The organism is Microcoleus vaginatus PCC 9802 (assembly GCA_022701275.1).
GTDB lineage: Bacteria > Cyanobacteriota > Cyanobacteriia > Cyanobacteriales > Microcoleaceae > Microcoleus > Microcoleus vaginatus_A.
Genome location: CP031740.1, coordinates 529,294 through 543,215 on the forward strand (window position 1 = coordinate 529,294; position 13,922 = coordinate 543,215).

General features: G+C 44.4%; 7 protein-coding genes and 2 pseudogenes. 4 read left to right on the plus strand and 5 right to left on the minus strand.

All coding sequences use genetic code 11. The features are described from left to right. Nucleotides 1-9: 9 nt before the first annotated feature. The 4 genes and pseudogenes from D0A34_02190 to D0A34_02205 form a co-directional block, all read right to left on the minus strand. A complete protein-coding gene (locus D0A34_02190; protein UNU17832.1) occupies nucleotides 10-1,386 on the minus strand; it encodes a hybrid sensor histidine kinase/response regulator in 1,377 nt (458 codons plus the stop codon). Further along, a pseudogene (locus D0A34_02195) lies at nucleotides 1,383-2,852 on the minus strand (response regulator). The gene D0A34_02190 and the pseudogene D0A34_02195 overlap by 4 nt, the downstream one beginning before the upstream one ends. A gap of 1,877 nt (nucleotides 2,853-4,729) precedes the next feature. After that, nucleotides 4,730-5,281 carry a protein kinase gene (locus tag D0A34_02200; protein ID UNU17833.1) on the minus strand — a complete coding sequence of 184 codons (552 nt, stop codon included), beginning with the start codon at nucleotides 5,279-5,281 and terminating at the stop codon, nucleotides 4,730-4,732. 1,187 nt (nucleotides 5,282-6,468) lie between these two features. Continuing rightward, a complete protein-coding gene (locus D0A34_02205) occupies nucleotides 6,469-7,140 on the minus strand; it encodes a hypothetical protein (GenBank protein UNU22129.1) in 672 nt (223 codons plus the stop codon). A gap of 485 nt (nucleotides 7,141-7,625) precedes the next feature. Between D0A34_02205 and topA the strand changes: the two genes are divergently transcribed. The 4 genes and pseudogenes from topA (at nucleotide 7,626) to D0A34_02225 (ending at nucleotide 13,552) form a co-directional block, all read left to right on the plus strand. After that, a complete protein-coding gene (topA, locus tag D0A34_02210) occupies nucleotides 7,626-10,397 on the plus strand; it encodes a type I DNA topoisomerase (protein UNU17834.1) in 2,772 nt (923 codons plus the stop codon). 194 nt (nucleotides 10,398-10,591) lie between these two features. Then, nucleotides 10,592-10,837, plus strand: a complete 246-nt coding sequence (locus tag D0A34_02215) for a hypothetical protein (protein UNU17835.1) — start codon at nucleotides 10,592-10,594, stop codon at nucleotides 10,835-10,837. After that, nucleotides 10,828-10,932, plus strand: a pseudogene (locus tag D0A34_02220) (HNH endonuclease). The gene D0A34_02215 and the pseudogene D0A34_02220 overlap by 10 nt, the downstream one beginning before the upstream one ends. A gap of 67 nt (nucleotides 10,933-10,999) precedes the next feature. Then, nucleotides 11,000-13,552: a helicase gene (locus D0A34_02225; protein UNU17836.1), complete on the plus strand. Its 2,553-nt coding sequence runs from the start codon at nucleotides 11,000-11,002 to the stop codon at nucleotides 13,550-13,552. 150 nt (nucleotides 13,553-13,702) lie between these two features. Here the strand turns inward: D0A34_02225 and D0A34_02230 are convergent, their stop codons facing one another. Then, nucleotides 13,703-13,909 (minus strand): hypothetical protein, encoded by a 207-nt coding sequence (locus D0A34_02230; GenBank protein UNU17837.1) that lies wholly within the window; start codon nucleotides 13,907-13,909, stop codon nucleotides 13,703-13,705. Between the last annotated feature and the right edge of the window lie 13 nt (nucleotides 13,910-13,922).

Below are 13,922 nucleotides of genomic sequence, written 5' to 3' on the forward strand. Positions count from 1 at the left end.
TAGTGTGGCTTATAACCCGACCAAATCTTCTTTAGAAAAACGTTTTTTAGAGTGGTGAATCGGAATTTCGATGGCTAATGTCGCTCCTTGAGTCGGTACCGAAAAACAACGGAGTTGCCCGCCATGCTCGTCCACTACAATAGCATAGCTAATCGATAACCCCAAACCCTTTCCGTGACCCACTTTCTTCGTTGTAAAAAATGGCTCAAATATGCGTTGTTGAACCTCTTCGGTTATGCCCTGCCCATTATCAGTAATATAAATAGCCACTTGAGAGTCCGAGAGTAACTTCGTGCAAATAGTAATAGTAGGGATGGGGCTGTTATCATCTGCCTCTTTTGCCCAACTTTTTTGTGACTGCAACACATCAATCGCATTAATCAGGATGTTCATAAAAACCTGATTCATTTGTCCCGCATAACATTCTATCTTTGGCAGATCCTCATATTCTTTTACCACTTCAATTATTGTTTGGTCTGCTTGATCTTTTAGCCGATGCTGCAAAATCATCAGCGTACTTTCAATTCCTTCATGAATATCCACCGCTTTCAACTCAGCTTCATCGAGTCGGGAAAAATTCCGCAGCGATTGCACTATTTCTCCGATTCGGTCAGCTCCTATTCTCATAGAAGCAATTAACTTCGGGAAGTCATTCCTGAGAAAAGTGAGATCCATCGCCTCCAGTTGTTCCTGGATAGCGGCTGTGGGATTGGGAAAATCTTCTGCGTAGAGTTGCACCAGCCTCAGCAAATCTTCAGTGTACTCCGTTACCGGAGAGAGGTTCCCTTTAATGAAACTAATCGGATTGTTAATTTCGTGAGCTACCCCCGCTACTACATTCCCCAAACTTGACATTTTCTCGCTTTGGATGAGTTGAGCTTGCGTATGTTGTAACTGTTGTAGAGCCAGCTCTAGCTGGTGAGATTTCTCCCGCTCTTTAGCTTCGGACTCCTGCAATCGCGCATTTTGCTCGTGCAATTTTTTTTGCAAACGCTGAATAGTTAGTTGATTTTCGACACGAGCTAAAACTTCTTCTAAATGAAATGGCTTGGTGATGTAGTCTACTCCTCCCACAGCAAATGCTTTGACTTTATCCAACACTTGATCTAGGGCGCTCAAGAAAATAACTGGAATATCCGAAGTTCTGCCATCCGCTTTTAAATGTTGGCAAACTTCGTAGCCATTCATCTGGGGCATCGTGATGTCGAGCAAAATCAAATCTGGTGGAGTTGAACGCGCTGCTTTTAATGCCATCTCCCCATTTATTACGCCCCGAACTTTATATCCTTTGTCGCTCAGCATAGTGGATAAAAGACGCAGGTTGTCTGGGGTATCGTCAACTACTAAAAGATTGGGCAAATGAGATTCTAATTGATGACTGTTCATGGAATAATTTCTTCAGTTAAGTTAGTAATTTTATCAAAACGAAAGTTGTTAGCCCAATCAGCGATGGTCTCCGTGAAAGAAGTATTAGATTCGGGAATTGCGGTGACCAAACTTAAAATCAGCTCTGCATCAGCATCGATAGCTGCTTGATGTAACTGTATCACCCACTCCGCAGGCAGTGTCGCCAAAGTCGTCCTTAAATTTTCAGTTTCTTCCTCTGCTTTTACACTCAAGTCTTGACCCTCAAGCTGAGATAATGTAAAGTTCGGTAAATCTTCATAGATATACTGTACCCCTAAATGTTCAGCCATTTTGGCAAAAATAACTTCTTCTTGGAAAGGCTTGCTCACACAATCGTCACAGCCTGAGGATAAAACAATGGCTCGCTCTTCCTCAAAAGCGCTAGCGGTCAACGCAAGAATCGGGGTAGCCTCCTCTTGAATCTTGGCTTTAATTTGTCTGGTGGCCTCATACCCGTCTATCACAGGCATTTGCATATCCATCCAAATTAGGTGAGGTTTCCAAGTTTCCCAGATTCTAATAGCTTCTTGACCATTTACTGCTTCGCGCACCTCCCAGCCAAGCGGTTCGAGAAGATGAACCAATAGCAAACGGCTCTCCCATTTATCATCAACCACCAAGATGCGATATGAGGGTTGGTTGGGTTCTAAACCAATTACCCGCCTTCTTGATTGTCGAGGTTGAACTTCAGCCATCTCAGGGGAGCTAATTTGGATATCAAACCTAAAAATTGTTCCTCGATTCAAGGTACTGCTGACGGTAATGTCTCCTCCCATCAGTTGTACGAATTGTCGGCTGATGGGTAAACCCAAGCCAGTTCCTTCTCGAGATTTCCGACCCGCGTCAGTTTGTACAAAAGCCTTAAATAGAGAGCCTACCTCAGTAGGAGCAATGCCGTAACCAGTGTCTTCCACTTCAAACGTAATAGTCCGTGGTTCGTTGTCTGTTGGGGACTTTTGTTTTGCACTAATTGCTGCAACCCGAAGCGTTACACTTCCCTTCGTAGTAAACTTTATCGCATTTCCTAGCAGATTAATTAAGACTTGACGCAATTTACTTTCGTCAGTTTTTACATACTGAGGAATGTTAGAATTGATGTGCCAACTGAGCTGTAAACCTTTAGAATCAGCTTTGAGTTTGAGCATTTCTTCGAGAGAATGGAGCAAATGATACAGGTCAAAGCTAGTAGGGTTTAAGGTAATCCGACCTGCCTCGATTTTAGACATTTCCAGCACGTCATTAATCAGCGTCAGCAAATGCTCGCCAGAACGACTAATGATGCCGAGCTGTCCCTGCTGTATGTGAGAAAGGGATGAGTCGCGGGCTAACACTTGGGTAAAGCCGAGAATTGCATTGAGGGGAGTTCGCAGTTCATGACTCATTTTTGATAAAAATTCGCTTTTAGCCTTGTTAGCCGCATCTGCGACTTCTTTGGCTTGCTGAATTTCTTGGCTGGCATACTGAATTTCTTGGAACTTCTCCTGGAGAGCACCTGCCATGATTTGGAAGTTGTTTGTCAGGACATTGATTTCCGTTACTCGGCTGATGGGTAATTGTAATTCTTTACGTTCTATCAGCTTATTTGGTAAATTGGTGGTGAAGTTAGTCAGTTGCTGCAAAGGTTGAATTAGACGGTGGCTGATAAGTTTAGTCAGCAGGGGTGTCAACATCGCGATCGCAGTCAAGACTGCAAAACTATTTGTATAAAGTCTATTTAAGAGAGCTAGATGGGGAGCACTAGCCATTTCCACAACTAATTGCCAGGGAAAATTATCACCGATCGTTGCTTTCTGAACATAGAACGATTTTCGCCAGCGTACCGCCTTCGGCATATTTTGAACAGTGGGAATCCAACGGTGGGTGGTGTCATCTAGTTGCTGTATTTCGCCATTGTCATTGTGATCGAATGGTTGTAATAACTTGAGATCCTGACGAGTGCTGAGAATCACTTGCTGCTGCGAATTCAGCACGCTAATCAGATCTGTGTAGGCTGAATAATTCTGGGTTAACCAGCGATCGAGTGCATTAACATCAATTTCTGCCAATACCTGACCCACCAGACGATCGCCATCCAAGATCGGCACGCTTTGAATCATGCTAGAGAAGTTAGTGCGATCGAGCAATATACTGTCAGAAAGTTTGGGCTGCTTCTCCCTGAGAAACGAATTGTATTTTAATCGATCCAGCTCGCTCGATGTTGGGGAAATAGCCGATACAATAATTTTTCCTTGAGCATCAGTTATGTAAATATTTCGGAATTCGGGAAAGGCTTGCTCGACTAACTCCGTGGATTTTTGGAGGGCATTTGATTGAGACAAATTGCTATTCTTGGCAATGACTGCCAGTTCTGTCATCATACTTTGACTACGCTGGTGCCAGTTCCGCAGATCTCTGCTTGCACTCTGGGTAGTAGAGTTTAAATTTGCTAAGATATAACGTTCTTGCTGAGCAGTAGCCCCATCGCAGTTCCAAATCGTCAGGATGACAGTTGGGATAAAAACAAAAGTGACGAACAAATTCAAGAGAGTTTGCTCAAAACTCATGATTTTCGTTGCTGGGGAACGACCGCTCCACTGAGCAATGGGGGTATGATTTAGGATTAAACTTGCTACTAGGGCGTTACAAATTAGATTGACTGGGTTTTTTAGTGACATAAATAGCACCAAACTGGGTTCAATCTTGCCAACGCCAGCATATAGTAACCACAACAAGGGAAACCCAATTAATCCCCAATAAATCACGTCGAGCAGAAGTAAGTTATTGCTGCGCCGTCGCAATCCCCAGCCGACAAAAAATGCTTCTAGGGTAAACAGGATAAAGCCGTAGGGATGTTTCCATAGTAGGATGGTGTAGGAACCCGCGATCGCCCCTGAGAGCGTCCCCCAGCCCCATCCGTACAGTCTCACGACCAACATGGTAAACACACTGCCAAATAGCCAGTCTAGATGAAAAATTATCGGGATGCTGAAGTAATTACCTGCATAACTCAGGATTAGGAGGATTAGCAGGATTACACTGGTTGACGATCGATAGTGTGATTTCATGAGTCCCGATAAGTAGGTCAACTTAATTAAATGTAAAATGTGATGGCTGTTAGCCCCGACTTCTTCAAGTGCTACGGGCGTGGATTTTGTCATCTACCAAGTGGACAGGTTTCAGCATATAAGAGATGGCTACTGTCACCAGCCGATCGCGGGAGCATCTCACTTTTACAGCCAAGCTAGAAATTGGAGTTTTGAGGCAGGAGGCAGGAGGAAAGAGGAAGAAGAAAGGAACCCGAAGAAGTGCTTTTACAAATATCAGATGTTCCCGGCGATCGCGATCACGTTAGGACTCGAACCAAAGGCTTTAGAAAACTTTTCCTCAGACTGACCCCAGGCTCTTTCTGTGTGCATTGTGAGACCGATGAGTTTAATTTGTTCGCTATCTGGGTAATCAGGATATTGGCGGGTTTGATATCTTTAGGAATAACTCGGTTTTGGTAGAGATAGTGGAGAATATCGGCTAATTGCAGGACTTTGTTGAGAAATTTTTCTAAAAATACCGATTGAGAAGGTTGGTTTTTATCAGTTACTCCCTTGAGATAACTACACAGGGAAACTCCTCCACACTCCTCCATTATCAAAGCATAGGCGTTTGTGTAAGGCGCGAAATCGAGTGGCTTAACAATACTGGGAATGTTGAGATTTTTGGCAATGGTATATTGGTTGCGGAATTGAAGTAGTTCGCTGAAGCTGGGGTATTCGTTTCGCAGGACTTTAATGACGACTGGAGTGCGATCGCTCTCCCGAACACCTCGATAGACTAGAGTGCGAGATCCTGCATAGAGTTGTTCTGTTATGCGATACCCTGGCACGTCAGTAATTGTCTCCATTTTCCAGTCCTCAATAAATTGGGGGTTACTAAGTAGGTAGGCGCTGTAAAACGCAATTCTGTAAACGATCCTCAAGTATTAAAATGCCCTAAGCGTGGCTAAGTCAGCCTTGTTTACATACTGTTACATAGCTGAGTTTAATCGCGCTTACCTACTGATATCTCTAGTTTACTCAGCAAACTTGGAAAATTATCAATTGCCTCTAATGTTCCTGCACTTGTCAGTCCGCGTTCTGTACGAACGCTCGCAGCTCGTTCGATACTGAAGCCATATTATTAATTGTTTAGAACTTGTCTCCACTGGAGCGAAAATTATCCATAAGTATGTTTACATAACTCATTTGAGATATTGAGGGCGATCGCATCTAGCAGTTGTGAAGCTTACAAAAAGCGATCGCCCCCAAAAGCTATTTTTCGAGGTAGTTCAGTTTAAACCCAAGCTTGGAAAGGTTTTCCAGTTGGTTGTCCCCCCTTGAGGGTTTTGAGGTAAAGTTACCGTAAAAATACGCAAGGGCAGCCGTCATGGCGTGTTCTAGCAACCTATTGTATCGACAGAAGATTCTTTTGTTATAAATCGACGAATGGTATAAAAAGACATCAAGCTGTTGATACGCTTGGTTTCCATTGTTTCCTCAAGCTTACAAAAGCCAATTTATATCCTGAATGTGGCTTTGATGGAGATGTTGAGTAAAAACCTTGATTATTCAAGTCTCAACCACTCAATAAATTTCCAAGCTAATATAGCAATCATAAATGAGTCGTAAATGTTTTACCCCACCCCAACCCTCCCCGAACCCGCGGGGAGAAAGTAAGAAATTTACAAATGATGCGACGATTGCTATATTACCTTTATCACGGCTATCACCCAGAACATCTGACTATGGAGTTAAAGAAGATTTATCTGCCGATTATAACTAAAATCAGTTTTAAGCTCTTTAAAAAACTATCGAAATCATAATAATAAGCGGAGGGGGAGTCGGGATTGGTTCCGGTTGTGGCAAGGTAGGTAATTGAAAGAGCAAGCTCTTGAATGGGAAACTGCAAAATCCTCGCCTATTAATTTTGAGATAACTTTAGATACTATATCGGTAATGAATATTTTTTTATTACGCTAAGGGTTAAAAGGCTGGCAGCGTTTTAGATGTTAAATGGGTTACATAGAACTAATTTTTAGCTAACGGATTGAGATTACCAACTGATAATAAGCGGCAATTCAGGTCGGAAATCTACCTGTTTTCCCTGCACTTCTCCATCAAAACCCAGCTCCACAAAATATTCGGTTCCTATCCGTAACTTGAGGTGATTTGTCTCAAGCAATGCTTGAAGTTCAGGTGACGGATTATTAGCAGCAGGACTGACTAATTCTACACGAGTAATTTCGCGGAAACCAACACCATGCTCCAAAGGCTGTGACTTCTGGGCAGAGTATTGATCTGGACGTTTACCAAAGGAAATTTGGAAAAGCATCGGCTCAGTCAACACATCACTATTTGTTGCCACCCTTATACTCATCGTTTCAGATAAATAAGGTGGACGATATGCCCAACTAGAAAATGCAACTGTGTCCTCAGAACCTTTGGCTGGACGCAAACAGATGCCAAATGGACACGCACCATTATTCCGATTTGTCGATCGCTCCCAAAGACGAGTCTGATGAATTGGCTCAGACTTCGCCTCTTCTGGATCGTGAATCCATAACAATTCCAACATTGCGTTATGGAAAAAGAAACAGCGATTGGCTGTACCTTGTCCGTGATGAATGCGAGATCCACCCTCAACTAAACCGAATGAGGATAAACGATTAGCTTCCGAAGCACCAATATCAGTAAGAATGAAAAGATGGTCGAATTCAAATGTCATAGCATTGTTCAGAGAATCCATCGATCGCTCAAGTAATTTTAATCCCCTGTGATTGCTTTTTTTGCGATCGCCACGCTTATGGTGCACAGCGTACTGTACCAAAGTCCCAAACCTCTACTCAGTCAATCTTTCCCAATCTAAAATCTAAAATCTAAAATCGCTCGCCCCAACCTTCCCCAAGCTTCAAGTTACAACCTGATTGAGGAACCATCCGCCCGCATCCAGCAGTCTCAACATCCAGTTACCGACAATTCTGCTAGAGTCAGGTCATCATCCGGTGCATCTTGTAAAGACGCAATTCAGAGCCTCTGCCCCGAAAGCAGTAAAATCCCATCAGCTTGTCACCTGCCACCCGATCGGCAGTAACTTAAAAATTAAGGTAGTTTGAAAATAATCGCCCAAAGTTGAAAGAAGCCTTGACATCTGACCTAAACTCTCTAACTTACACCCTCTAGCTGCGCTGCCATCCATATTTAAAAGATGCCATGTCAACCTTAGTCATCGTCGAATCTCCGACCAAAGCCCGCACCATCCGCAACTTCCTGCCCTCCACCTACCGTGTAGAGGCATCGATGGGCCATGTCCGCGACCTACCATCCTCCGCCGAAGAAATACCAGAAGCCGTTAAAGGAGAAAAATGGGCGCAACTGGGCGTAAACGTGGAAGCAGACTTTGAACCCCTCTACGTCATCCCGAAAGATAAAAAGAAAATTGTTAAAGAACTCAAAGACGCCCTCAAAGACGCCACAGAACTGATTCTAGCCACTGACGAAGACCGGGAAGGCGAAAGCATTTCCTGGCATTTGCTGCAAATCCTCAAACCCAAAGTTCCGATCAAGCGGATGGTGTTTCACGAAATCACCCGCGAAGCTATCCGCGACGCCTTAACTCACTGCCGCGATATCGACAATCGAGTTGTACAAGCGCAAGAAACTCGCCGAATTCTCGACAGACTCGTCGGTTACACACTCTCTCCGCTACTGTGGAAAAAAATCGCTTGGGGTTTGTCGGCCGGTAGAGTGCAGTCAGTCGCAGTCAGGCTTTTGGTGCGCCGGGAACGCGAACGCCGCGCTTTTCGCCAAGGTAGCTACTGGGATTTGAAAGCCCTTTTGGAAAAGGGCAAGATTTCCTTTGATGCCAAACTCGTGACTGTCGGCAATGTGAAAGTTGCAAACGGCAGCGATTTTGATGAAAATACCGGGCAAATTATCTCCGGCCGCCGCGTACTTTTGCTGAATGAAGAACAGGCGCGGGCTTTACTTTCACGCATTCAAAACAAACCCTGGACTGTCACCAATCTCGAAGAACGGCCCGTCACCCGCAAACCGTCGCCGCCGTTTACGACCTCGACTTTGCAGCAGGAAGCTAACCGCAAGCTGCGGCTGGGTGCGCGGGAAACAATGCGAATTGCCCAAAGTCTCTACGAACGGGGTTTTATCACCTATATGCGGACGGATTCGGTGCATTTGTCCGAACAGGCGATCGAAGCGGCGCGCAGTTGCGTGCAAGAACTTTACGGCAGCGAATACCTCAGCCCCCAACCGCGCAAATACACCACCAAAAGCAAAGGCGCCCAGGAAGCCCACGAAGCTATCCGTCCCGCCGGCAGCACTTTTCGGACTCCGCAGCAAACCGGATTGGATGGCATTGATTTCCGCCTCTATGATTTGATTTGGAAGCGGACTGTCGCTTCTCAAATGGCCGATTCCCGCCAAACTCACGTCACGGTACAAACTCAGGTAGAAGATGCCGGTTTCCGTTCCAGCGGCAAACGCATTGATTTTCCAGGCTTTTTGCGGGCCTACGTGGAAGGTTCCGACGATCCAGATGCGGCGTTGGAAGACCAAGAGGTGATTTTGCCGGCGCTGAAGGTGGGGGATAAACCTAATTGTAAGGATTTAGGGGCGATCGGGCACGAAACTCAACCTCCCGCCCGCTACACGGAAGCTTCTCTGGTCAAAATGCTCGAAAGCGAAGGTGTGGGCCGTCCGAGTACCTATGCGAGTATTATCGGTACAATTGTCGATCGCGGATACGCGAAATTAATAGCTAACGCCCTAATTCCGACATTCACCGCTTTCGCCGTCACGACTTTATTGGAAACACATTTTCCCGATTTAGTAGACACCGGTTTTACTTCCCGAATGGAACAAACCCTCGATGAAATTGCCACCGGCGAGGCGAAATGGCTGCCGTATTTGCAAAAGTTTTATACAGGGGAAACCGGACTCGCAACCCAAGTTAAAGAACAGGAAAGTCAGATTGACGCGAAAGTTGCCCGAACTGTGGTACTGGAGAATATTTCTGCTAAAGTCTGCATCGGCAAATTCGGCGCATACCTGGAATCTGAAAACGAAGAAGGCCTGGTAAAAGCATCGATTCCCCAAGATTTGACGCCGGCAGATTTAGACCCGGATCAAGTGGAGTTTCTGTTAAAGCAAAAAATGGAAGGCCCGGAAAAATTGGGTCTTCACCCGGAAACTGGGGAACCGATTTATGTGCTGATTGGCAGTTATGGGCCATACGTTCAGTTAGGGGATGTTTCGGAAACGAACAAGAAACCGAAGCGGGCTTCTTTACCGAAGGGGACGGATAAGGATAGCGTGACGCTGGATATGGCGGTGAGTTTGTTGACTTTACCCCGGTTGTTGGGCAGTCACCCGGAGACGGGGGCGAAGGTGCAAGCTAATTTGGGGATGTACGGGCCTTATGTGGTGCATGACCAAGGTAAGGTGGGGAAAGATTATCGATCGATCAAACCGCCGGATGATGTTTTGACGATAACGCTCGATCGGGCATTGGAAATGTTAGCGCAACCGAAAGCCGCCCGCGGCAGCAGCAAAACAGCTACACCTTTGAAGGAATTGGGCGCGCATCCAGAATCGGGAGAACTGATCAATGTTTACGACGGCCGTTATGGGCCCTACGTCAAACACGGCGATATCAATGCTTCTTTGGCTAAGGATGAATCTGTGGAGAATTTCACATTACAAAAAGCACTGGATTTGTTAGCAGCGAAGGAAGCAGCGGGCCCAAAAACTAGCAGCAAGTCGAAGAAGTCAACTAAGACTACTGCGGCGAAGTCGGAAACTGCTGAGAAGAAAACAACTACTGCGAAGAAAACGACTGCGGCGAAGTCGGAAACTGCTGTGAAGAAAACTACTTCGGCAAAGTCGGAAACCGCTGCGAAGAAAACAACTACTGCTAAAAAGGCGGCGACTGCGACAAAGACGAAGAAAGAAACTAAGTCAAGTTAGCAGGATTTACGCACTGTACGGTCAGAAACCGGGTTTTTTGCGAAAATAATTTGTTTTAGCAGACAGATTCGCTAAAAAATCCGGTTTCTTCGATCGCGCCCTGCGTAAGTAGGTCGGCTCTTTCTAAAGTAATCCTTTCGTTCTCATGATATAATCAAGACCATCCATGTAGTAATTGGAGTAATTGAATCACCATGATAGCTGAACTTATGGTACAACCTTCCTACTGGATCGATCGTGAGATTTCGATTCAGAAAGTCAGAAATCTTTACTTATTCAAATTTACGGAAAACCTGCAAGCCAGATTAGAAGAATTAGCCGAGAGAAAAAAGGCTAATCTTTTAACTTCAGAAGAGGTTGTAGAATTAGCAAGCTTACTCGAACTAGATCGGATTTTTACCTTAATTAACGCTAAAGTTATAGCAGCCTCATGTCCGTAAACCGCGCTACTAGAAATTTAGTAAGAAGTAGAGCTAATTTTATTTGTGAATATTGCCATTCAGCGGAAGAAAGTAGCTCTATTCTATTTAGGTTGGCTAAAACTCTGAAAATTATGTTATCTTGGGTAAAAGCTTGCAAGCTAGCAAATTCGGGGTTTGGATATGGATTTCTCCCAACTTAAACGACCTACACGTAACGTCAAGCCACTAGATCCGATCGCAATTTTTGAGCGAAGACCAAGTTTACCAAATACCCCGAATGACCTATGGAGGGGGCAAACTGAGGCATTAAGTGAATGGCACAAAAATCGTGCTGCATCTGATGTGTTTATCGCCCTCAACACAGGTGCAGGAAAAACACTGGTTGGATTGCTGATAGCCCAAAGTTTAGTGAATGAAGGTGTAGAAAATGTTACTTATCTTTGTGGAACGAACGATCTTGTTTTTCAAACCTATCGAGAAGCGGAAAAATTTCGAGGAACAATAAACTGCACATTACGAATTAGTGGCAACTTCACTAACTCACTTTTTGAAACAGGAAAGGGATTTTGTATCACGAATTATGACAGTTTATTCAATGGATTAAGCATTTTACAGCGCAACCACTTTCCAGGAGCAGTGATTTTTGACGACGCTCATGTTGCTGAGCGGATGATTCGACAATCGTTTACATTGAAAATTACAGCATCAAGCCACTCAGAGCTATTCAAAGAAATTACAAATCTATTTAAGCCACATTTTAAAGAAGTGGGTAAATTGGCTTCTTTTGAGGACATTATTGACAATCCCTTTCAATCCTCAATTATGGCAAGTCCAAGTGCTATAAAAGAAAAATCGGGACGGCTCTACACTTTACTAGTTGATTCAGGCATCAAGAATGACAATAACCTCAAGTATCCATTCAATCACCTGAAAGACAACTTGGTACATTGTGCTGTTGTCTTTGATTATGGAACAGTAGAAATTGCACCACCATTTTTACCTCTCTTCAGCCTCCCAGTATTTTCAAGAAATGTCCGAAGGTTGTATCTTTCTGCAAGTCTAAACTACAAATCTGATATTGCTAGAGCTTTCGGTCGAATTCCTGACATTTCTATTGAGCCTAAAAATGATGCTGGTAATGGAGAACGATTAGTCTTATTTGCAGAGGAACTTTCTAAAAAGAAGGTTGATACTGAGTTTGTCAAATCCTTATCAGAGAAACATAAAGTTCTCATTGCTGTTCCATCTTATCCTCAAGCTAAGACATGGGAAGCAGTTGGTACTCCACCCACTTCAACGAATTTTAGTGAAAAGCTTCAGGAATTTCGCGAGGCTTCATCTGGCACCTTTGTCCTGGTATCTAGAGTAGATGGCATTGATCTTCCTCATGACACCTGCCGCATCATGATTTTAGATGAGTTGCCGAAGGGCGCTTCTCTATTGGAGCAATTCCAATGGGACGTTTTGGACATGAAAAATTTTCGTGCGGCTAAGGTTAGCAACCAAATCATTCAACTGTTTGGACGTATTAATCGTGGACGCAACGATTACGGGGCTTTCGTCATCAACGGTAAAACACTCAGCAACTGGTTAAATACTGATCGTAAGCTCGCACTATTACCAGAGCTATTGAGGAAGCAAATTCGCTTGGGAGCTGAGCTTCATAAGCAAAAAAAATTATCGGATACATCTCAATTTATTGAAGTAATTGATTCAGTTTTAAGTCGAAATCAATCTTGGATTGACTACTATGGCGAGAGCATTGATGAGATGGATTTAGATGCTGAAGCTGCTGAACGAACTCAACAAATTGAAGAACGAATGACACAAGCTGCTCTAGCTGAAGTGAAATTCATGAGCTTTGTGTGGGAGAGAGATTATGTAGCTGCTCGTCAAGCTATTGAAACGGTAATTCAAGAGACACTGCGAGCCGATACAAAGCTTTCAGGTTGGCACAACCTTTGGCTGGGGATGTGTCTAGAAAGTGAAGAAGATTATGAGGCGGCTCAAGAAGAATACTCTCGTGCTCGTCAACGGCTTGGAAATCAAATCATCGTGTCTAAGGTTGTTGGTAGTGACTCTGAAAAACTAGCTGATACTGCATCTTTAACCACAGACTTTGAACGAGACATTGATTTAATTGTGGGACGTAGTTCACCAGAAAAATACCAAAAAACTTTGCAACGCCTTCGTAGTTCTGTAATGGGGCTTGACGAACCCAACGTCTCTGTTCCGCAACAAGAAGAAGCTGTTCGTGCATTGGGTGAATGTCTAGGGTTAGCGTCTACTCGTCCAGATAATGATGACGGAACTGGACCTGATGTGTTGTGGATTGATGAAACATCTCATAAATGTCTTGCCTTTGAACTAAAGACTGATAAAAGCTCAAATCCAATCTATTACAAAAAGGAGGTTGGGCAAGGACATGATCATCTGGAGTGGGTTCGACAAAATTATCCAAATTACTTGTGCTTAGGTCTAGTTTATGTTGGAGCAGATGGCAAAAGAGATAAAGCTGCCAATCCATCTCCGGAAATGTATTTGTGTGATTTGTCGGTCTTAGCGACTGTCAAAAATCAACTGGTTGCAGGAATTGAAGATTTACGGACAGTGATACCAACCCGGCGTGCAAGCAAAGTAAAAGAGTTTTGTGCGGAGTCGCAATGGAAACTTGAAGGTCTTGCCTCAAGGGTCAAGGTGAAATCTATGCAATCTCTTGAAGTATCAAGCTGATTATTGTACCTAGCGCCATGCAGCTCAACACTGTGCTGCAACGTACAGTAGGGAGATCCTGGTGCTTAGTTTGAGTCCGCTTGCCGTCGCTGGCTTTTGTCGCTCTTGTTGCTTGCATCGTCTGTGGAACACCTTACCATTCCATCCGGTTCAACCACATTCTTGCCCCATCACCAACTCAAAAATCGGGCGATTCCCCAAAAAAAAGCGGTGACGCAAGACGCAACCGAAACCGCGAAACTTCCTCATAGCTGTTCTCACGCCACCAAAGCCGATCGCCCAAACCCCATATCCCTGACCTCGCGCTGGTCTAAAATTTCCTAGGCCACCACAAAGGCGATATGCGCGATCGACCATTTGTGACCCTCAA

Excerpts from the sequence above, each read along its gene's own strand:
- D0A34_02225 (UNU17836.1), top strand. The coding sequence starts at position 11,000 with ATGGATTTCTCCCAACTTAAACGACCTACACGTAACGTCAAGCCACTA.
- D0A34_02200 (UNU17833.1), bottom strand. The coding sequence starts at position 5,281 with ATGGAGACAATTACTGACGTGCCAGGGTATCGCATAACAGAACAACTC.
- D0A34_02190 (UNU17832.1), bottom strand. The coding sequence starts at position 1,386 with ATGAACAGTCATCAATTAGAATCTCATTTGCCCAATCTTTTAGTAGTT.
- D0A34_02230 (UNU17837.1), bottom strand. The coding sequence starts at position 13,909 with ATGGTCGATCGCGCATATCGCCTTTGTGGTGGCCTAGGAAATTTTAGA.
- topA (UNU17834.1), top strand. The coding sequence starts at position 7,626 with ATGTCAACCTTAGTCATCGTCGAATCTCCGACCAAAGCCCGCACCATC.
- D0A34_02205 (UNU22129.1), bottom strand. The coding sequence starts at position 7,140 with ATGACATTTGAATTCGACCATCTTTTCATTCTTACTGATATTGGTGCT.
- D0A34_02215 (UNU17835.1), top strand. The coding sequence starts at position 10,592 with ATGATAGCTGAACTTATGGTACAACCTTCCTACTGGATCGATCGTGAG.